Genomic DNA, 20,050 nt, shown 5'->3' on the forward strand with positions numbered 1-20,050 from the left:
ACTTTCCTTGCGGTTAAGGGCATGCGAAACGGGGAAGCTGAAACGGGTTGCGAATGCTGCCAGGGATGAACTCAAGCGTGACCTGGTGTCCATCAACATTATAGGTTGCCTGGCGGCTCAGGCTGCTGCTGCCCGGTGTTACACGCGCCTTGTCAACAAAGCGGTTCAGCGCCCATGCTCCATTGGTCACCAGCGTCGAGGTGGTGCCGTTCGTCAGCCCAAGCTGCATCCGTACCTGGTTAGTTCCGCCCGGCCCTGGCCAGTTCACCAGTTGCACCGCCTGTGGACCGTGGCTGTAACGGAGAATCTGCCCATCCACATCCAGCGTCAGGTTCAAAATCGCGTTGTCCATGCTCACGGTACGCACCGTCACTCGATAAGAGGGCGTCGTACTTCCCCCGGCAAAAAACGCATCGCGAATAGATTGCGCCTGTTGAAACGGCGCCAGTAATCCTTCGCTACCTGGCAAGGTCTTACCATCAATGCCCGGCATAAAGCGCCAGGGTGACTGGGTGGTATCCACTTTGCTGGTCAGGTTGTCACGAAAGAAACTGTCCATCAGGCCGGTGCCCGGAGCAAACATGCGCGCCAGATCGTCTGGCGTCACTTCACTGCTGGCGTTCCGAACCAACGGGTAACGACCGGCGATGGCCTGGCGGCAAAAACCGCCCACTTCGACGCTGATGCGCTTGCGGACATTTTCCAGCTCGCGGCTTTGCGTATCGCTACTGGCGCCCACCGCCATATTGCTGAACATAGACTGCAACCCGCCGGGCAGACGTCCTGCGCTGGCCTGCAGGCGACTGATGGCTTCACCGCCAGGGGCAGGCATGCCGCTGTTGGCCGCATCCTGTACCGCTGTCAGATAGCGATAAAGTTCATCAACCTGCTTTAAAAAATCATCAAACACGATGGTTTTGCCGCCTTTTTCCAACGGCTGAGCCAGTTCGATAATCGGCGCGTAGTGTTCCGTTACCCGCTGTTCCGGCGTCTGCGCCGTAGCGGCGGCAGGCGCAGCGTTCGCGTTATCACGATTGCCAAACAACACGTTGAGTGTGCGGCTGGTGCTGTTGCCCTCCTCCGGCTTTTTTTCGCCCTCTTCCGGAGTGTCACGGGTCAGCGTCAATACCTGGCTTAAGTTGACCACCAACTGGCGCAGCGGCGAACTGTTGCCCGAGAGCAGACGTGCTGTATTAATACGCTGTGAAAGATTGGCACTGTTGTTGAGCGCAATATCACTAAGGAAGCTGTCCCACTGGCTGATAAAATCCCGCGCGTAAAGCTGGCGTACCGCGTTATCCGTCTGCTGCTGATCTTCTTGTTTGACGGTGGAGCCAAGTACCCAGGCATCATCGGTATGCAGCGCGTTGGTCACAGTGCCAATCTGCTTATCGAAATGCTGCCAGTAACCGTCCGGGGTATATAAACCGGGGATACCGTCATTGAGCGACTTACCGCTCTTGCGCGAGAACACCAGCTCGCTTTGCGGACCACCCAGCGAGGCCAGCGAAACCGGCTTGAGGTTTTCATCCGCCGCGAGCAGACGTTTCAGGCGTCCGTAGACGCGCGCCGCGAGCGGTTGCTGGTTGATTAATGCCTGTTCCCTGGCAATCAGTGCTTCATCTTTGGCAAACGGCGACGACTGAATTTGCGGCTCCAGCAGTTGGGTCAAATGCCATTCCAGACGACGAAGCTGGGCCTGCGTCATGTTCTGCGGCAGATTGCGCTCCAGGTTGAGCATGACCCACTGATGCAGGAACTTGCCGTCATAATGTTTCGGCTGGTAGAGCATCTGATACGCTTTTAACGCTTCGTAGCTGTATTCCACATCGCTGCCGTTATCATTTCGCAGCCAGGTGGTGATGCGTGACGCCACATCCGGTAACAGCAACTCCTGCAACGCTTTTTGGTACAACGCCTGTGATGCATCGGAAACGTCATAGCCTCGATACAGCCCCATACGGCGGGTCAGTGGCGGGCTGTTAACGTCGAAGTCCTCACTTTGCGGCAGCGCCGCGAGGCTGTTTAGCAGCGGCAGTAAGGCAAAGACATCGCCTTGCGGACGCTCGCGCAGCGCTTTAATCTCCTGGCTGATACCAGGCACTTTGGCTTCGACTTCCTGCAGATAGGTTTTGTTGTTGCTGTAACTTGTCAGCCACAGACCGCTAATCACCACCAGCAGAACCAGCAGCGCGGCATAACCGGCCCACATGACCGCCCGGTTGCGCATTTCCCACCAGCGATTCTGCCCGGCAATACCGGCTTCCTGAAAAATAACGTTTTGCAGCAGGTTTTTGATAAAGAAGCTTTGTCCTTTACCGCCGGGTACCGGCTCCTCTTTGCTGACGCTATCCCAACTGTCACCGGTATTACCGCGAGGAAGTGAGAGCGAACGTCCCAGTTCTCCCATCACCCGGTCAAACGGCAACCCTTCCTGGGTACCGCTCGCCAGATAGATACCGCGCGGTGAAAATTCGGTTTCGAAGTTCGAGCGGGCAAACAGCGTTTGCAGATAATCGGCCAGTAGCGGACGCAGCGCGGCAAACTCCTGGGGGAACAGGTAGCTTTCGGCTCTCGCTTTCGGATCGTTCTCGTGCAGCAAAATATCCGGTAAGGCCGCATCGAGGCGCTGTTGCAGTAACGCGTACTCCTGGGTAAAACGCCCCATCAGGTCAAAATCGGCCTGCTTGCCCTCCTGCCAGGGGAAGGTAAAACCCCAGATCTGGTCACGCTGGGCTTTATCGAACCCGGCAAAATAGGCACGAAAGCCTTTCAGGAGATCCGCTTTCGTCACCAGTACATAGACCGGAAAACGGATGCCCAGTTGTTCATGCAGTTCGGTCAGGCGTTTGCGTAGATTAAGCGCCTGTTCGCGTGAGGCATCGCCTGACTGGGTGAGCAGATCGGCGACGCTCACGGTGACAATCACCCCGTTGATGGGCTGACGGCGACGGTATTTTTGCAGAAGGCCGAGGAATTTCAGCCATTCGCTGGCATCCTGCGCCTGCTCGCTCTCCTGGGTGCTGTAACGTCCGGCGGTGTCCAGCAGAACTGCTTCATTGGTAAACCACCAGTCACAGTTGCGCGTACCACCAATCCCACGCAGCGCCGTTTTGCCAAATTTGTCGGCCAGCGGAAATTGCAGCCCGGAGTTAACCAGCGCGGTGGTTTTCCCGGCGCCCGGCGCACCAATGACGACATACCAGGGCAACTGATACAGGTACTGCGTGCTGAAACGCTGGGTCCATTGCCCGCCACGCTGACCCGGCTGGTTGAAATGCGCTTTTTTCAGCACCTGAGACGCTTCTTCAAAACGGTCAGCGAGGATTTGCTCTTCGCTGTTCAACCGTTTGTGATCCGCCGTCTCTTTCGGCGCATTGTCGCTTTTCAGGTTGTCCATCAGTTTGCGGTTCAGCCACGCGTTGTAAAGACGCGGAATAATGTGGCTTTGCACCCAGATGAAATACATCACCGCGATGGTGATAATCCGGTTTTGTTCAGACTCCAGCGGGCGTGAATCAACGACAGAGAGCAGCGGACCTATCATCCATATCACCGCTGCCAGCGCTGTCATCCCAAGAAAACCCCACAATATGCGGTTCGTCAGAATTGAAAGCAGACTATTCATCCTTAGTTTCCTTGTGGCAATCCGTTCAGTTCGGCTGCCGTATTACCCGGCGAAACCAGTAACGTTATCTCCACGCGGCGGTTGCGGGCGCGGTTTTCCGCCGTATTGTTCGGCGCGATGGGGTTCATTTCACCCCGCCCTTCCGCTTTCACGCGATCCGGCTGACTTAAATGTTTTTGCAACAGCGACTGTACAGAGCGCGCGCGTTCGAGGGACAGTTCATAGTTGGAAGCAAAGCGTGCGCTGCGGATCGGTACGTTATCGCTGTAGCCCACCACCAGAATTTTGCCGCTGACGTTGTTCATGGCCTGCGCGACGCGGTCAATCACCGGTGCGTAGTTTTCACGTGCCACCGTTGACCCCGACGCAAACAGCCCGTCGCCTTTTAGGGTGACAACGCTGCGATCCGTTTCATCGCGCACCGCGACAAGCCCGGCGTCGATTTCCGGTTTCAGGAAGCCGCGCAGGTTAAGCACGGGCGGCAACGATGGCGCCGGTTGGGCAATGGACGCTTCTGGCAATGTGGTCTGGTAAATTTTTGCCAGTACCGGGTTCGTGTTATCGCCAAGTCGCCAGTTAAGAACGATATAAAACAGGCAGGCAAGAAACCCGGCCAGCGCCACACAGGCCCACAGCGGGATCATTGGGCGCCAGAGTTTGCGCAGCACCGGCTGATCTTCCGGATGCGGCGACAACGGCGGCGGATAATTTCCCCGTACGCCGCGAATCATCTGCCACAAACGCTGCTTGATGGTTTCAAGCTGGGTTCGGCCATTGTCCATGACCCGATAGCGACCTTCGAAGCCCAGCAACAGGCAAAAATTAATCAGCTCCAGCAGGACGATATGCTCACGCGGATTTTGCGACAGGCGCGCCAGCAACTGGAAAAATTTCTCGCCACCCCAGGTTTCGTTGTGAAAGGTCACCAGCAGACCGCTGCCGGACCAGACGCCACGGCTTCCCCAGGGGGTCAGCGCCGCCGCTTCATCCAGAGCGGTACACAGGCAATAACGCGCCCCGACAATCACTTCATACGCAAGACCCGATTGCTGGCAGCGCACTTCAAAACGGCGAATTTCATCAATCAATTGCTGGCGCAGGCCGGCCTGGTCGTCGTGAGAAACAGAGTGGCGAATCTGCGGTATCGCGTTAAGCAGCGGGTTAGCGGCGGTCACCAGAGGGTTGTTCCCCCCCGCGCCCGCAACTTCGGCATCACGGCCGTTAGCGTGTTGTTCCTGCATATCTTGCGCTCGCTATTAATCTTTTGGGCTACGGACGGCCCAAAATTCCATGTCCAGTCCTGGAAATTCACCTGCCAGATGCAGCGCAAAGGCGCCGGATTTCTCCATTTCGCTCCAGAGCTCGCCCCCTTTTTCCAGTTCGAAGTAGTTGTAGCCCGCATGCCAGGGAATTTGCGGCGGCGCGACGGGCATTGCCCGCAGCTTCATACCGGGAAGCTGGAGTTGCACCAGATCTCGGATTTTGGTGACCGGGGCGACTTTCATCTGCGCCGGGAAATGGGTTTGCAGCATCTCGCCTGGCACATTGGCTTTCACCGCCAGGACAAAACCAAACTCCCGCGCCATGCTGGTGGACGGCAGCGTCGCGACATTGAGTCCATGGGTGCGTTCGGTAAGCGGCAGTTGAATGGCATGCTCTTCCAGCACCAGCGACAGCCCCTGACGTAACATCAGCACCAGACGGCTAAAGCAGCCGGCGAGGTTGTCGTGGTCATAAACCGGTAGTACCTCATCCGGCGCACGGGCGGATGTCCAGGTGGTTAATTCGGTGGCAAAGGCCAGCCATTCGCGCCACAGCTCTTCCGGGTGCAGCAGCGGCAAGGTTTTCAGATGCGAAATCAAGCCGACGTGATGATTGATCAACGCCAGCAGAGAAAATTCGACCATTTCCGTGGTATTGAAGCGGCCAGGCTGGCGCAGACGCTGGGCAAACTGCTGGCTACGCTGGGATAGCAGACTTTGCAGGTCGTTGATCATCGCGTACAGCGGCGCGCTGTTGGTGGCGTTGAGCATCGGCGGAATATAGGCCGAATCATGACGAATGTGATTATCGTTTCGCTTTTCCAGTATCTGAACCACACCCATCGCCGTCCACTCGGCGGTCAGATCTTTTTCCAGCATCAGTTTCAGGCGTAAACGACCAAACTGCACGGCCGCCGGGCCAACGGAAATGGCGTTGTCATCATCCACTTCGGCTTCCCAGGCCACGTAGCGCGCCAGTGACTCTTTATCTTCGCTGAAGATGACCTCTTCACGCCCACCCCGGCGGGCAGGTAAGGCCAGCACGACACGCTCATTGGTTACGTTATCCCCAATGGCTAATGGCGCGGGCGCATGACGCGGATCGTGAAAGGAAAAAAAGGTGCCATCCGGTAGCAGACCGCTGGCATAACTCAGCGCGATACAGCCCTGGCGCAACATTGCGTCATCCAGTTCAAGGTCCAGAAAGCCCCATAGCCAGGGCCGTTGTAACGCCCCCCATTCACGAATGTGGCTATGCAGGTGGCTTTCCGCACGTTGAAAATGATGAGGACGCAGAAACATACCCTCGGTCCAGACGACCTTTTCTGCTTTGTTCATGCTGTTTTCCTGTTAAGACTGGGCGCTATCTGGAAACGACGCGGATCCCGTTCACGTCGAGAAAAACGCTGGCTTCAAGTGAGTCAGACGACCATTTCCAGAATTCATAAAAGCGACTTTCACCCTGCACGGGAAGCGGAATGGAGATCCGCCATTTTTTGCCATCCAGCGCCTGATACTCCGCCATCACGCCGATATAGCGTGCTTCCGGGGTAGCCTGGCCGGTGAGTGTTTTTGTCAGTTGACCGGGCAGTAAGAAGAACTCATCGCTGTTGAGCAGGTTACCCCCAAGGGTGTTTCCCGCATTGTTTTGTAGCGACCAGAAATCGGCGGACATAAATGTCGCGTCGGATTTCAACAGCAAAACCCTGACTTTGAGCGGCGCGGATGCGTTGACCTGCGGGTGCGCCTGGAACTGAAGGGTGTAACTGGCAGGTACGCTATGTGAAGTCGATCCACAACCGCTGACCAGGGTGGTCAGCGTAAGGAAAAACGCCAGGATGAGCTGGCGTACCACGAAGTTAGTTTTCATATCCATCGCTCATGATGGCGAATTAATTGAGAATCCACGTACCTGAGTTGCTGTTTTTACACGCTTTGCTGCTACCATCAACCGACACACAGGTCTGTTTCTGGCGGGCTCTCAGGCGCGGGGTTTGTTTGCGTACCGTTTCGTCGTACAGCTCGCTTTTCACTACAGCACGCATCGGAACATAACCAATCAACTCTTCCTGACCTTCATCGGCCAGAGCCATCCAGAAGTGCTCAACCTGGCCCAGTACAACGTAGGTTTTACCGGTTTGCAGTTGACGGATCATTTTGCCGCCGTAATCCGGCGTGCTCATCAGCGACGCAGGATAGAGTGCACGGTAGTTCTCTTTAATGGGTTGAAACTCTTTCGGCGGTTTTACCGCATAGCGGTGGGTAAGCGTGGTGCCATTCACCTCGCTGGTCACAATCGTGTCGTCTGTGGGCGTCGCCGGCGGTGGCGCTTTACATGCGGAGAGTGCAAAAACAAACAGAAGGGCTAATACATTTCGCATTTTCATAACGGTGATTTCCATTGCAAATATATTACTGTGTGGAACTGGAACGTTTAGGAAAGAACTTTTTCATTCTTTCAAAATAAGTCTCTCCCTTACCCTGCAAACCGATCAAATAATGAATTAAAGGCATAGCTACCGCACGAGCCGTTGCACCAGCAAGGCAGCGAAATATGACTTCATCAATGATAATCGTGTCTAAATTTTACAGACGAGACGATACAATTCAATATCATCTCAGCCTTAATGAAAAATGAATATTTAAAATTTATCTAAATTAAGATAATTCTCAAGAAATAATTTCACTTAGGTCTTCTGATAGTAGAAATCATAGCCAGGCAGAGCTTAGAACCCCTTCAAATGAAGATCAACCCACTGTATTTAATGATTTTATCGATTATTTATGGCAAAAACATATCCTGCAAGGTTCGTTATCAGATAAATCCTAAAAATGTAATTTTGCATATTTAACCCCTCATTATTAGTAGCCCAAAAGCCACATTTACTGTGCGGAATATTGAATGACACCTGATAAGTCAAGCCCTGCCAGGTCGATAAAGTGAAATATAAAAGCTGTAACAAAGTGAATATTACTCACCTGCTCTGACCATAGCGAAATAATCAACAGCGAAAATATTTTATCCCAGCTAAATAAATTATTTCCGGTGCGACACTATTTAGCACCGCTAACTTAACGTAAACGGTCAGTAAATGAATCAATTCAGCTTATTTGATGCAAAACAAATATGACATTTTGTTTTCAATAAGAAAAACTGATCAATCACTGTTATTTTATTTGACGGAAATCTTATTTATTTGCAGAAATAACTATTTTCTACCCAATTTTGGTTAAATAAATGATCAAAATGCGTGCAATCGACTTTTAAGCAATAAGTTTTACTTATATCAGTGACCGGCAAGGTAAATTGTCTGGAAGGGCGGAAAATGCCACACAGGGCACGCCGTTCGGCTGATATTCGACTAAGGTTTTCACAAGGTTGGCTACTGCGGCCTCGCTTTTCACCCGCTAAGGAGAACATTTAATGACAAGACCAGATTTGCGCCGTCAGCGCACCTTGTATCTTGCTATGCACATCGCACTGGGCGGTGCCCTGCTGTCACTTATGCCGTCGGCTCTGGCGGCGGATGCGCCCAACACCCCACAGTCACCGGACATCCTGCTCGGCCCTTTGTTTAGCGATGTGCAAAGCGCCAAACTCTTTCCCGATCAAAAAACCTTCGCCGATGCCGTTCCCAAGGGCGACCCCTTGATGATCCTTGCGGATTACCGGATGCAGCGAAACCAGACCAGCTTTGATCTTCGCCACTTCGTAAACGTCAACTTTGATCTGCCAAAAGAAGGGGAAAAGTATGTTCCCCCGGAAGGGCAAAACCTGCGTGAGCACATTGATGGCCTGTGGCCCGTACTGACGCGCACGACGGACAAAGCCGGTAAGTGGGACTCTCTGATCCCTCTGCCGAAGCCTTATGTGGTGCCGGGAGGCCGTTTTCGCGAGGTCTACTACTGGGACAGTTATTTCACCATGCTGGGCCTGGCGGAGAGCGGACACTGGGACAAAATTGAAGATATGGTGGCTAACTTCGCCTATGAAATTGATACCTGGGGCCACATTCCCAACGGCAACCGTAGTTACTATCTGAGCCGCTCCCAACCGCCGTTCTTTGCGTTTATGGTTGAATTACTGGCATCCCATGACGGTGATGACGTACTCAAGACCTACCTGCCTGAGATGGAAAAAGAGTATCACTACTGGATGGACGGTCTGGAGGGGCTGCAAAACGGTCAGGCCAGCAAGCGGGTCGTTAAGCTTGATGACGGTTCGGTGCTGAACCGCTACTGGGATGATAAAGACACCCCGCGCCCGGAATCCTGGCTGGATGATGTCACCACCGCGAAGAATAACCCCAATCGTCCGGCAACAGAAATCTACCGGGATCTGCGCTCCGCTGCGGCATCGGGCTGGGATTTCAGCTCACGCTGGATGGATAACCCCGAACAATTGGGGACTATCCGCACCACCAGCATCGTACCGGTGGATTTGAATGCGCTGATGTTCAAACTGGAAAAAATGATCGCCCGCGCCAGCCAGGCGTCCGGCGACAGCGCTAAAGCGAGCCAGTATGAAGCGCTGGCCTCGGCCCGCCAGAAAGCCATAGAAGCCAACCTGTGGAATGATAAAGAGGGCTGGTATGCCGATTACGACCTGAAAACCAAAAAGGTGCGTAATCAGTTGACGGCGGCCGCCCTCTTCCCACTGTATGTGAATGCGGCGGCAAAAGATCGCGCGACGAAAGTAGCGGCAGCCACGCAGTCGCGGCTGTTGAAACCCGGCGGGATCTCCACAACCACCGTCAACAGTGGTCAACAATGGGATGCACCGAATGGTTGGGCCCCCCTGCAATGGGTGGCGGTCGCCGGTTTGCAAAACTACGACCAGAAAAAACTGTCGATGGATGTCACCTGGCGCTTCCTGTCAAACGTGCAACATACCTATGACCGCGAGAAAAAGCTGGTGGAAAAATATGATGTCAGCAGCACCGGGACAGGTGGTGGCGGCGGCGAATACCCGTTGCAGGATGGTTTCGGCTGGACAAACGGCGTGACGCTGAAAATGCTCGATCTGGTTTGTCCGAAAGAGCAGCCTTGTGACAGTCTGCCTGCCAGTGAGCCGGCTACCCAGACGGCAACCGAACCGCAAAAAGCGGCGGCACAGTAACACAATAAAAGCATAATAAAAGAAAAGGCCGGTGAACACACTCACCGGCCTTGTTCATTCAGGAAAGAATTAACCCCGCCGTAACAGCCTAAAGACGGCCAGTACAATGATGGCACCCACCACCGCAACCAGGAAGCTATGAAGGTTAAAACCCGTTACATCGCCGCCAAAATTAAAGCGGGTCGCCAGCCAACCACCGACTACCGCCCCCACGATCCCAAGTAGACAGGTCAAAATGAATCCGCCGCCATCCCGGCCAGGCATGATTAATTTTGCGATAACCCCTGCAATCAGACCAAAAACAATCCACGCGATGATGCCCATTTACTTTTCTCCTGCTACAACGTCATATGTATGTATCGTGCATAATTCCCGCACGTTGACTAGAGTATAGGCGATAGCGTGAAAAGCATTTTCATCTCACGGACTTAATTGCAATTCCTCAGAAAATTTTTATGAATTTGTATTAAGAATTCTCCGGAATTGCCGATAGTGCATCAAGACTGTCTGTCAGTGATCAAGGAGCCTTTCGGCGTGAGTAAGTACAGTGAGCAGTTCCTGAAAAATAGTCCATTAGCCGTACTCGGCGTCTTGCGCGATTTGCAAAAGAGCCAGGTACCAGTGTGCATTGCATGGTCGAGCGGGCAATTCATCAGTAAGATCCTCGAAGTGAACCCCGATGAGCTGATCATGGACTTTGGTAGTCAGGAGTTTGATAACACAGCAGTGCAACGCGCCACAAAAGTGACCATCACCGCCGAAACCCAGGGTGCCAAAGTCGAATTTACCCTTCCCACACTGCACAGCGGCGATTATCAGGCTTTGCCCGCTTTCATTTCTGAACTGCCAGAAAGCCTCTATTTCATTCAGCGTCGCGAATACTTTCGCATCAACGCCCCGCTGCACCCCGCCTATTTCTGTAAAGCCAAAATGCCGGACAAAAAAACGGAACTGCGTTTCCGCCTGTTCGACCTTTCACTCGGCGGTATGGGCGCGTTACTGGATGGTACCGTTCCGGAAGGATTGCAGGCGGGTATGCGCTTTTCCCAGATAGAGCTGGATATGGCCTCATGGGGACAGTTCTATTTTGACGCACAGCTTATCGCCATCGGTGAGCGAAAAGTGGTAGACGGCAAAAACGAAACCATTACTACGCCGCGGCTGAGTTTTCGCTTTCTTAACGTCAGCCCCGGTGTTGAACGTGAACTCCAGCGTATTATTTTTGCGCTTGAGCGCGAGGCCCGTGAACGCGCCAGCCGCGTACGCTAAAAAAAGACCCGCTCATCCAGGCGGGTCTTTTCACATTGATATGGCGTTTACATGGCGTTCATCGCTTTCTGTACTTTCCAGATATAACGCGGCGCCTGTGGTGCCGGGTGGTTTTCTACCACGTGTTCAAAAAAGCCGTCAGCACTCAGGTCGTTAATCTTGTCGATCGCTTTTTTCCGGTCGGATGAGAATGTCCGCAGCAGCGCGCCTGCGCCGTTCACATAGGAGACAACCAGCGCATATTGCATCACTTGCGGATCTTTTATTCCCGCCAGTACGCCGTGCTCCATAATGCTCAAATACGCAGCCCCCATGGAGATATTGCGCTCCGGGTTTTTCAGCTCGCTGGTTGTAGGCTCACCGCTCCAGCCCATATAGCGATACACTTCGCGCCCGGAGGTGGAGGCTTTTAACTGCATCAGCCCAACGGCATTTGATTTACTGACAAGGTTGGGGTTGCCGCCTGACTCAACCGCAATCATCGCGGTAATCAGACGCGGACTGACGCCCCACGCCGCCCCCGCTTTTTCACTGACTGGCATCCACTGCATGGCCCGTTTGACCGGGACTTCCGGGTTCCAGTCCGGGTTACGGTAGTCCGTGCGTTTCGAGCTACAACCCGCCAGAAGCACAATTAAAAAAGCAAACCATCTCAATTTCACACGCAATCCTTCTTTGGTGAACGCATCACTATGGATGACAACAAACAGGGTTAGCGGCATGATAACCGTTTCCAATTAGATGTCAGCAAGGAATTGCCATGTCGAGGTTTCATTTGATTGCGCCCTCCGGTTACTGCATTAATCAGCAGGCCGCAGCGCTTGGGGTTCAACGGCTGGAGTTACAGGGACATCAGGTGGATAACCGTGGTGTCATTACCCGCCGCGACCAACGCTTTGCGGGTCAGGAGAGCGAACGTCTCCATGATCTCAATAGCCTGGTCGCGCTCGAAGGTGCGGATATTATCGTTCTCCCCGTTCGCGGCGGCTATGGCGCCAGCCGTCTGCTGGAATATATCGACTGGCAAGGCCTTATTCGCCGACAACAATCCCAGCCGTTGCTTATCTGTGGACACAGCGATTTTACGGTGGTGCAGATGGGCTTATTAGCCCGTGGCGGCGTGATCACCTTTAGCGGCCCGATGTTGGCTGGCAATTTCGGCGCACCAACACTGAATGAATTTACCGAGCGTCATTTCTGGCAGGCGCTGCGCCAGCGTGAACTGACCGTCGAGTGGCGCGGCGAAGGCCCACGTTGTCACACCCAGGGCACGTTATGGGGGGGGAATCTGGCGATGCTGGTTTCGCTTATCGGCACGCCGTGGCTGCCGGATATTGAGGATGGCATTCTGGTGGTTGAGGATATCAATGAGCATCCTTTCCGCGTGGAACGTATGCTGCTGCAGTTGCTGCATTGCGGCATTCTCGCGCGTCAGAAGGCGCTCGTACTGGGCAGTTTCACCAGCGCCGATCCCAATGAATACGATGCAGGCTACAATCTTAATACGATGGTGGAATACCTGCGAAGCAGGCTCTCGATCCCGGTGATAACGGGGCTTGCATTTGGTCATGAGCAAGAGACCGTCACGCTGCCTCTGGGCGCGCATGCGGTATTAGAGCATGATGAGCGCTCACGACTGACTATGTCCGGTCATCCCGTATTGGGCGCATAAAAAAACGTTTAACCGACTGATTAAATCTGTATTTCTGCCGTTAATATATATCGGGTTTTTAAACCATAGCTGCTCAGCGTATTCAGGCACTGAGCGGTTATGGGTTTCACTATTTTTCAGGTAAGAGGAGACGCACGACATTGGATGCAGCGGCGGTAATTAGTCTGTTTATTTTGGGTTCAGTACTTGTAACCTGCAGTATTTTATTAAGTTCTTTCTCCTCCCGTCTCGGTATCCCGATCCTCGTTATCTTTCTCGCCATTGGCATGCTGGCAGGCATTGACGGTATTGGCGGCATTCCGTTCGACAATTATCCGTTCGCCTATATGGTCAGTAACCTCGCGCTGGCGGTGATTTTGCTTGATGGCGGGATGCGAACCCAGGCAAGTTCCTTTCGCGTGGCGCTGTGGCCTGCCCTCTCCCTGTCGACGGTGGGCGTACTTATCACTTCCGGGCTGACCGGGATGATGGCGGCCTGGTTGTTCCACCTTAACATTATGGAAGGGTTGCTGATCGGCGCGATTGTCGGCTCAACGGACGCGGCTGCGGTGTTCTCGCTGCTTGGCGGGAAAGGGCTGAACGAGCGTGTCGGTTCAACGCTGGAAATTGAGTCCGGCAGCAACGATCCGATGGCGGTCTTTTTGACCATCACACTGATTGAGATGATTCAGCAGCATCATGCGGGCTTGAGCTGGATGTTTGTCGTGCACATTATTCAGCAGTTTGGGCTGGGTATCGTGTTAGGTCTCGCGGGCGGCTATTTGCTGCAACAGATGATCAATCGCATCTCACTGCCCGCCGGGCTCTATCCTCTGCTGGCGCTGAGCGGCGGCATTCTGGTGTTCGCGGTGACCACTGCCATTGAAGGCAGCGGGATACTGGCGGTCTATCTGTGTGGTTTTGTGCTGGGCAATCGCCCGATACGCAATCGTTACGCCATTCAGCAAAACTTCGATGGCCTGGCCTGGCTGGCGCAAATCGGCATGTTCCTTGTCCTGGGGCTGCTGGTCACGCCATCTGATTTGCTGCCAATTGCCATTCCGGCGCTGATCCTCTCGGCATGGATGATTTTTTTCGCCCGTCCGCTGTCAGTATTCGCCGGGCTGCTGCCGTTTCGCGGTTTCAACCTGCGCGAGCGCATTTTCATCAGTTGGGTGGGGCTGCGGGGTGCGGTGCCGATCATTCTTGCCGTCTTCCCGATGATGGCCGGTCTGGACAATGCACGGCTGTTTTTTAATGTCGCCTTCTTCGTGGTGCTGATTTCGCTGCTATTCCAGGGGACATCGCTGTCGTGGGCGGCGAAAAAAGCCAGGGTCGTGGTACCGCCCGTGGGTTGGCCGGTTTCCCGCGTCGGGCTGGATATCCACCCGGAAAATCCGTGGGAGCAGTTTGTCTACCAGTTGAGCGCCGATAAATGGTGCGTGGGCGCCGCCCTTCGCGACCTGCACATGCCATCCGAAACGCGTATTGCCGCCCTGTTTCGCGATAATTCGCTGTTGCATCCTACCGGCAGTACGCGGCTGCGTGAAGGTGACGTGCTGTGCGTGATTGGTCGTGAACGCGACCTGCCCGCGCTGGGTAAGTTGTTTAGTCAGTCTCCTCCGGTCTCGCTGGATCAGCGTTTCTTCGGGGATTTTATTCTCGAAGCCGATGCGAAGTTTGCCGATGTGGCGCTGATTTATGGTCTGGAAGATGGCCTGGAGTACCGTGATAAACAACAAACTCTCGGTGAGATTGTTCAGCAACTGCTCGGGGCAGCACCCGTGGTAGGCGATCAGGTGGAGTTTGCCGGCATGATCTGGACGGTTGCAGAGAAGGAAGAGGACGCGGTGCGTAAGGTCGGTGTCCGGGTCGCGGATGACGAGGCGGAGTGACCGCCTCACCAGAGTTACACTGTCACAACGGGGACGCGCGGTGCGAGTGCGCACATTAATTCATAGCCAACCGTCCCTGCGCAAGCAGCCACTTCATCGATTTTAATCTCGTTACCCCAAAGTTCAACTGGCGTACCGATGCCCGCTTGCGGGCACGGCGTCAGGTCAACCGTCAGCATGTCCATCGAAATGGCTCCTACCGTCCCGGTGCGAATACCGTCCACCAGCACGGGTGTACCGGTTCGGGCGAGACGCGGGTAACCGTCCGCATAACCGCAGGCTACGATGCCAATACGCTGCTCCTGCGAGGCACGATAGCGGCTGCCATAGCCCACACAGTCCCCCGCACGCAACGTTTGCACGGCAATAATCTGGCTTGTCAGACTCATGACCGGTTTGATGCCACTGCCAGCCACATCCTGCCACTCCCCGGACGGGGACGCGCCATACAGCACGATGCCGGGGCGCACCCAGTCGCCGTGGGCTTCCGGATGCCAAAGCGTGGCGGCGGAGTTGGACAGCGAACGCGGACAATCAAGCCCCTCCGACGCATGGTTAATGCGTATCATCGCCCCGGCAATCCCGTCCGGTTTTTCCGCATCGGCAAAATGGGCCATCAGAGTGATATCACCCACATTGCTCAACTCCCGCAGTTGCCGCCAGAGGGTTTGCACACGCTCAGGCTGAAAGCCCAGCCGGTTCATGCCACTGTTCATTTTCAGATAAACATCCAGCGGCGCGTGTAGCCGGGCATCCTGCAAGGCTTTAATCTGCCAGTTGCTGTGCACGCTGGTGGTCAGGCGATATTTATCAAACAGCGGCAGTTCGTCGGCGTGGAAAAAGCCTTCCAGCATCAGAATCGGCCCTTTCCAGCCGCGCTCGCGCAGAAGGATCGCCTCCTCCAGATTAAGCAGCGCGAAACCGTCGGTGCCTTCCAGCGCACGCCAGATACGATCGATTCCATGACCGTAGGCGTTAGCCTTCACCACTGACCAGACGCGGCAGTGTGGTGCGGCGCGCCTGACTACCTGCAGGTTCTGCCGAAGTGCGTGTAAGTCGACAGTCGCCTGGACAGGACGAGACATACGTTCTCCTTGTTTTTAGGTGGACGGTTTAGTTGTGAACACCGTGCAAATGTTGCGGCCGCGATGGGGTAAAACCCGGCTGGTAGCGCGCCACACTCAAATCCTCAAAGGGAATGGCTGGAGTGCGGCCGGAAATCAGATCGCTCAACAGTTGCCCTGAGCCACAGGCCATCGTCCAGCCCAGCGTGCCATGCCCGGTATTCAGCCATAAGTTTTTAAACGGAGCACGCCCCACTACCGGCGTACCGTCTGGCGTCATCGGACGCAGCCCGGTCCAGAAGGTTGCCTGCTCCACATGTCCGCCGCGAGGAAAGAGATCTTTGACCACCATCTCCAGCGTGGCGCGGCGTGGTTTAAGGAGCTCGGTATTAAAGCCGACGATCTCCGCCATTCCACCGACACGAATACGGTTATCAAAACGGGTAATCGCAATCTTGTAGGTTTCATCGAGGATAGTCGAAACCGGCGCGCCCGCCTCCTCCGCAATGGGTATAGTCAGCGAATAACCTTTCAGGGGGTAGACCGGGATATCGACAATTCCTTTTAGCATCGCCGTGGAATAGGAACCAAACGCCATGACGTAAGCATCGGCTTTCACCACTTCATCGCCACATTTGACGCCGTAGATTTGCTCGCCCTCGTACAGGAGCCTGTCGACCGGGGTGTTGAAGCGGAATGTGACGCCCGCCTGCGCCGCCATCTGCGCCAGTTGCTGAGTAAAGAGCTGACAGTCACCGGTTTCATCGTTTGGCAAACGCAGACCACCACTGAGCTTGTGCGCAACCTGCGCCAGTGCCGGTTCCACTTCTGCCAGCCGGGCCGACTCCAGCAGTTGATAAGGCACCCCGGCGTCTTCCAGTACGGCAATATCCCGGGTGGCGTTTTCGTACTGCTCTGGGGTACGGAACAGTTGTAGCGTCCCGCCCTGACGCCCTTCGTACTGAATTTGGGTGGTTTCACGCAACAGCTTTAAACAGTCGCGGCTGTACTCTGCAAGCCGCACCATGCGGCCTTTGTTTTCCATATAATGGCGGGTGTCGCAGTTACGCAGCATCTGCCACATCCATTTGAGTTGAGTGGAGGTGCCATCGAGACTAATTGCCAGCGGCGCATGGCGCTGGAACATCCATTTAATCGCTTTCAACGGTACGCCTGGTGCCGCCCAGGGCGCTGCGTAGCCAGGCGAGATTTGCCCTGCGTTCGCCGCACTGGTCTCCAGCGCCGGGCCAGATTCCCTGTCAATGACCGTCACCTCATGTCCCGCCTGACTCAGATACCAGGCACTGGTAACCCCCACCACGCCACTTCCCAGTACAACGACTCGCATAACCTGCTCCCATGTGTAAAGCACAATCATCTGATTACAAATTGATAACTCAGATGAAAATGTTATTCAACATATGGCTTTTTTATGGTGACACCCCTCACACCTTTCCGTAAATAAAGGCGTCAGGATATTCAGAATCTCCTGCTGCGCGACATTTCGCCGCAGAATAAAATTCTGCCCAGGAAGCTTTTTACCCCTCTCTTGCAAGGTGTTATCGCGAAGAAAAAAAGCGACGTCACGTACAGTTTTTATTGTGTGTTCTATGCTTGAAATGAGACTCTCCATACAGAGAGAGTTGCTAACAACGAGGGCGCGCTAATGGCTACGATTGATTCCATGAATAAGGACACCATACGTCTCAGTGATGGACCTGACTGGACCTTCGATCTACTGGATGTGTATCTCGCAGAGATCGACCGGGTGGCGAAACTTTACCGCCTGGATACCTACCCGCACCAAATCGAAGTCATCACCTCCGAACAGATGATGGACGCCTACTCAAGTGTCGGGATGCCCATTAACTACCCCCACTGGTCATTCGGTAAAAAATTTATTGAAACCGAGCGACTTTACAAGCATGGACAGCAAGGTCTGGCCTACGAGATTGTCATTAACTCCAATCCCTGTATCGCCTATCTGATGGAAGAGAACACCATCACCATGCAAGCGTTGGTCATGGCGCATGCCTGCTATGGGCATAACTCTTTCTTTAAGAATAACTATTTGTTCCGTAGCTGGACGGATGCCAGCTCGATTGTCGATTACCTGATTTTCGCCCGTAACTACATCACCGATTGTGAAGAGCGCTACGGTGTGGAAGAGGTGGAAAAACTGCTCGATTCCTGCCACGCGCTGATGAATTACGGCGTTGACCGTTATAAACGTCCGCAAAAGATCTCCCTGCAGGAGGAGAAAGCCCGCCAGAAAAGCCGTGAGGAGTACCTGCAAAGTCAGGTCAACACGCTATGGCGCACCCTGCCAAAACGTGAAGAAGAGAAAGCCGTTGTCGAAGCGCGCCGCTACCCTTCTGAGCCGCAGGAAAACCTGCTCTATTTTATGGAGAAAAACGCCCCGCTGCTGGAGCCATGGCAGCGTGAGATTTTGCGCATCGTGCGTAAAGTCAGCCAGTATTTTTATCCGCAGAAGCAGACCCAGGTGATGAACGAAGGCTGGGCCACTTTCTGGCACTACACCATTCTCAATCATCTGTACGACGAAGGGAAAGTGACAGACCGCTTTATGCTGGAATTCCTGCACAGCCACACTAACGTGGTGTTCCAGCCGCCTTACAACAGCCCGTGGTATAGCGGCATTAACCCGTATGCCCTTGGGTTTGCGATGTTCCAGGATATTAAACGGATTTGTCAGTCACCGACGGAGGAAGACAAATACTGGTTCCCGGACATTGCCGGTTCCGACTGGCTGGAAACACTGCACTTCGCCATGCGCGATTTTAAAGATGAAAGCTTTATCAGCCAGTTTATGTCGCCAAAAATCATGCGTGATTTCCGCTTCTTTACCGTGCTGGATGACGATCGCAATAATTATCTGGAAATTGCCGCGATTCATAACGAAGAGGGCTATCGTGAGATCCGCTCGAAATTGTCATCCCAGTATAACCTGAGCAACCTGGAGCCCAATATCCAGGTGTGGAATGTGGATTTGCGCGGCGATCGTTCTCTGACGCTGCGTTATATTCCGCACAATCGCGCCCCGCTGGACAAAGGCCGCCGGGAAGTGCTCAAACATGTGCATCGGCTGTGGGGGTTTGATGTACTGCTGGAACAGCAAAACGAAGATGGCAGTGTAGAACTGCTGGACCGCTGCCCTGCCCGCAGCAATACCCTCTGATAGCAAAAAGCCCCTCCGCCGGAGGGGCTTCGCTTTGCTTATCGCCCGTTGATGGACAAATCCCCAGGCAGTGTTTTATGCATCCGCTGCCAGATCTCACCACTGTCATGCCCATAACGACGCACGGTTTCGTACACCTGGTCATGCAGACCTTGCTCACAGATTTCTGCCAGACGGTGATAAAAACCGAGCGCCAGGCTGCGTGCTTCCGGGCTTGCGAAGTAATGGCGACCAATGCGGGTATACAACCCTTTCATACCGTTGAGGATCAGGCCGTAAATCGGGTTGCCGGAGGCAAAAGCCAGTCCGCGGAAAATGTTGTAATCCAGTTCAGCAAACGCATCACCGTGATCTTCCACTTCGCGCGCGCTGGCCAGCACGGCTAACGCGTCTTCTGGATGCTGGCGGAATGCGGTACGGATGAAGATGGTCGCGATATTGGTACGCACCGACAGAAGGTTATCGATGAGTTGTGGAACGCTCTCATGGTCCAGACGCGCCAGTGTTTCCAGAATATTGAGCCCGGACGTTTCCCAAAAGTTGTTTACTTTTGTGGGCTTACCGTGCTGAATAGTGAGCCAGCCATCGCGGGCCAGACGCTGTAACACTTCACGCAATGTAGTACGAGTGACGCCAATCAGTTCGGAGAGTTCGCGCTCTGCTGGAAGTATCGACCCCGGAGGGAAACGGTTATTCCAGATACTTTCAATGATGTATTCTTCCGCGAAACCCGCCGGGCTCTGCGCCTTTATAACCATAGTGAGATTTCCATTATACAACTAAGCAAAGATCACTCATCATACCAGACCACTTCGGGGGCAGATAGCAGGCGAAATGAAGAAAAAGGGGATCGCCGATCCAATTTGAAAGATTCACCCGATGTACGGTTTACTCCCCATTTTATTCACGACTATTCCCTCTTTACTGAAAGTCATTTATCACATTTATCATAAATGCTTTTCC

The 20,050-nt window shown here is 54.0% G+C and carries 14 protein-coding genes and 2 pseudogenes; 5 read left to right on the forward strand and 11 right to left on the reverse strand.

The window, feature by feature from the left end; genetic code table 11:
• Positions 1 to 13 precede the first annotated feature (13 nt).
• Genes tssM through ACS0RQ_RS16345 form a run of 5 tightly spaced genes read right to left on the reverse strand, consistent with a single transcriptional unit; the run spans position 14 to position 7,277 of the window.
• A complete protein-coding gene (gene tssM / locus ACS0RQ_RS16325; RefSeq protein ID WP_271851140.1) occupies positions 14 to 3,628 on the reverse strand; it encodes a type VI secretion system membrane subunit TssM in 3,615 nt (1,204 codons plus the stop codon).
• 2 nt (positions 3,629 to 3,630) lie between these two features.
• The gene (locus tag ACS0RQ_RS16330; RefSeq protein WP_271851142.1) at positions 3,631 to 4,869 is read right to left on the reverse strand and encodes a DotU family type VI secretion system protein; all 1,239 of its coding nucleotides are present in this window, start codon (positions 4,867 to 4,869) and stop codon (positions 3,631 to 3,633) included.
• A gap of 15 nt (positions 4,870 to 4,884) precedes the next feature.
• Positions 4,885 to 6,228: a type VI secretion system baseplate subunit TssK gene (gene tssK, locus ACS0RQ_RS16335; protein ID WP_132438858.1), complete on the reverse strand. Its 1,344-nt coding sequence runs from the start codon at positions 6,226 to 6,228 to the stop codon at positions 4,885 to 4,887.
• A 25-nt stretch (positions 6,229 to 6,253) separates the two neighbouring features.
• Positions 6,254 to 6,760: a type VI secretion system lipoprotein TssJ gene (tssJ, locus tag ACS0RQ_RS16340; protein ID WP_039079493.1), complete on the reverse strand. Its 507-nt coding sequence runs from the start codon at positions 6,758 to 6,760 to the stop codon at positions 6,254 to 6,256.
• 22 nt (positions 6,761 to 6,782) lie between these two features.
• Positions 6,783 to 7,277: a hypothetical protein gene (locus ACS0RQ_RS16345; protein ID WP_047370836.1), complete on the reverse strand. Its 495-nt coding sequence runs from the start codon at positions 7,275 to 7,277 to the stop codon at positions 6,783 to 6,785.
• 1,037 nt (positions 7,278 to 8,314) lie between these two features.
• On the opposite strand from ACS0RQ_RS16345, the gene ACS0RQ_RS16350 reads away from it, so the two are divergent.
• Positions 8,315 to 10,009, forward strand: coding sequence for an alpha,alpha-trehalase (locus tag ACS0RQ_RS16350; RefSeq protein ID WP_271851143.1), 1,695 nt, complete (start codon positions 8,315 to 8,317; stop codon positions 10,007 to 10,009).
• A gap of 69 nt (positions 10,010 to 10,078) precedes the next feature.
• Here ACS0RQ_RS16350 and ACS0RQ_RS16355 read toward each other — a convergent pair whose 3' ends face one another.
• Complete coding sequence (locus ACS0RQ_RS16355; protein WP_039079496.1) at positions 10,079 to 10,333, reverse strand: GlsB/YeaQ/YmgE family stress response membrane protein; 255 nt, start codon at positions 10,331 to 10,333, stop codon at positions 10,079 to 10,081.
• A gap of 210 nt (positions 10,334 to 10,543) precedes the next feature.
• Here ACS0RQ_RS16355 and ycgR point away from each other — a divergent pair, with 210 nt between their 5' ends.
• Positions 10,544 to 11,278, forward strand: coding sequence for a flagellar brake protein YcgR (gene ycgR / locus ACS0RQ_RS16360; RefSeq protein WP_250352696.1), 735 nt, complete (start codon positions 10,544 to 10,546; stop codon positions 11,276 to 11,278).
• Between the two features lie 47 nt (positions 11,279 to 11,325).
• On the opposite strand, the gene emtA is transcribed toward ycgR, so the two are convergent.
• Entirely contained in the window at positions 11,326 to 11,940 is a 615-nt protein-coding gene (gene emtA / locus ACS0RQ_RS16365) for a membrane-bound lytic murein transglycosylase EmtA (protein WP_039079519.1), read from the reverse strand.
• 98 nt (positions 11,941 to 12,038) lie between these two features.
• Here emtA and ldcA point away from each other — a divergent pair, with 98 nt between their 5' ends.
• Together ldcA and ACS0RQ_RS16375 are read left to right on the forward strand one after the other, a co-directional pair.
• Positions 12,039 to 12,950 (forward strand): muramoyltetrapeptide carboxypeptidase, encoded by a 912-nt coding sequence (ldcA, locus tag ACS0RQ_RS16370; protein ID WP_271851144.1) that lies wholly within the window; start codon positions 12,039 to 12,041, stop codon positions 12,948 to 12,950.
• Between the two features lie 173 nt (positions 12,951 to 13,123).
• A pseudogene (locus ACS0RQ_RS16375) lies at positions 13,124 to 14,758 on the forward strand (potassium/proton antiporter); the annotation flags it as partial.
• Positions 14,759 to 14,761: 3 nt separating this feature from the next.
• On the opposite strand, the pseudogene ACS0RQ_RS16380 reads toward ACS0RQ_RS16375, so the two are convergent.
• From ACS0RQ_RS16380 to ACS0RQ_RS16390, 3 genes and pseudogenes are all read right to left on the reverse strand, one after another.
• Positions 14,762 to 14,878 (reverse strand): annotated as a pseudogene (locus ACS0RQ_RS16380) (hypothetical protein); the annotation flags it as partial.
• Positions 14,839 to 15,909 (reverse strand): catabolic alanine racemase DadX, encoded by a 1,071-nt coding sequence (dadX, locus tag ACS0RQ_RS16385; RefSeq protein WP_271851146.1) that lies wholly within the window; start codon positions 15,907 to 15,909, stop codon positions 14,839 to 14,841. The gene dadX and the pseudogene ACS0RQ_RS16380, both read right to left, overlap by 40 nt.
• Before the next feature lie 28 nt (positions 15,910 to 15,937).
• A complete protein-coding gene (locus ACS0RQ_RS16390) occupies positions 15,938 to 17,236 on the reverse strand; it encodes a D-amino acid dehydrogenase (protein WP_193795777.1) in 1,299 nt (432 codons plus the stop codon).
• Between the two features lie 318 nt (positions 17,237 to 17,554).
• Here ACS0RQ_RS16390 and ACS0RQ_RS16395 point away from each other — a divergent pair, with 318 nt between their 5' ends.
• On the forward strand, positions 17,555 to 19,087 hold the full coding sequence (locus tag ACS0RQ_RS16395) for a SpoVR family protein (protein ID WP_039079502.1): 1,533 nt from the start codon (positions 17,555 to 17,557) through the stop codon (positions 19,085 to 19,087).
• 38 nt (positions 19,088 to 19,125) lie between these two features.
• Here ACS0RQ_RS16395 and fadR read toward each other — a convergent pair whose 3' ends face one another.
• Positions 19,126 to 19,845 carry a fatty acid metabolism transcriptional regulator FadR gene (gene fadR, locus ACS0RQ_RS16400; protein ID WP_071195219.1) on the reverse strand — a complete coding sequence of 240 codons (720 nt, stop codon included), beginning with the start codon at positions 19,843 to 19,845 and terminating at the stop codon, positions 19,126 to 19,128.
• Between the last annotated feature and the right edge of the window lie 205 nt (positions 19,846 to 20,050).

It is taken from the genome of Phytobacter diazotrophicus (assembly GCF_052061655.1).
In the GTDB taxonomy this organism is placed as follows: Bacteria; Pseudomonadota; Gammaproteobacteria; order Enterobacterales; family Enterobacteriaceae; genus Phytobacter; species Phytobacter diazotrophicus.

Coding starts and splice junctions, on each gene's coding strand:
- ldcA (WP_271851144.1), top strand. CDS start 12,039: ATGTCGAGGTTTCATTTGATTGCGCCCTCCGGTTACTGCATTAATCAG.
- dadX (WP_271851146.1), bottom strand. CDS start 15,909: ATGTCTCGTCCTGTCCAGGCGACTGTCGACTTACACGCACTTCGGCAG.
- ACS0RQ_RS16355 (WP_039079496.1), bottom strand. CDS start 10,333: ATGGGCATCATCGCGTGGATTGTTTTTGGTCTGATTGCAGGGGTTATC.
- ACS0RQ_RS16345 (WP_047370836.1), bottom strand. CDS start 7,277: ATGAAAATGCGAAATGTATTAGCCCTTCTGTTTGTTTTTGCACTCTCC.
- tssM (WP_271851140.1), bottom strand. CDS start 3,628: ATGAATAGTCTGCTTTCAATTCTGACGAACCGCATATTGTGGGGTTTT.
- tssJ (WP_039079493.1), bottom strand. CDS start 6,760: ATGAAAACTAACTTCGTGGTACGCCAGCTCATCCTGGCGTTTTTCCTT.
- tssK (WP_132438858.1), bottom strand. CDS start 6,228: ATGAACAAAGCAGAAAAGGTCGTCTGGACCGAGGGTATGTTTCTGCGT.
- ACS0RQ_RS16395 (WP_039079502.1), top strand. CDS start 17,555: ATGGCTACGATTGATTCCATGAATAAGGACACCATACGTCTCAGTGAT.
- ACS0RQ_RS16390 (WP_193795777.1), bottom strand. CDS start 17,236: ATGCGAGTCGTTGTACTGGGAAGTGGCGTGGTGGGGGTTACCAGTGCC.
- fadR (WP_071195219.1), bottom strand. CDS start 19,845: ATGGTTATAAAGGCGCAGAGCCCGGCGGGTTTCGCGGAAGAATACATC.
- ACS0RQ_RS16350 (WP_271851143.1), top strand. CDS start 8,315: ATGACAAGACCAGATTTGCGCCGTCAGCGCACCTTGTATCTTGCTATG.
- ACS0RQ_RS16330 (WP_271851142.1), bottom strand. CDS start 4,869: ATGCAGGAACAACACGCTAACGGCCGTGATGCCGAAGTTGCGGGCGCG.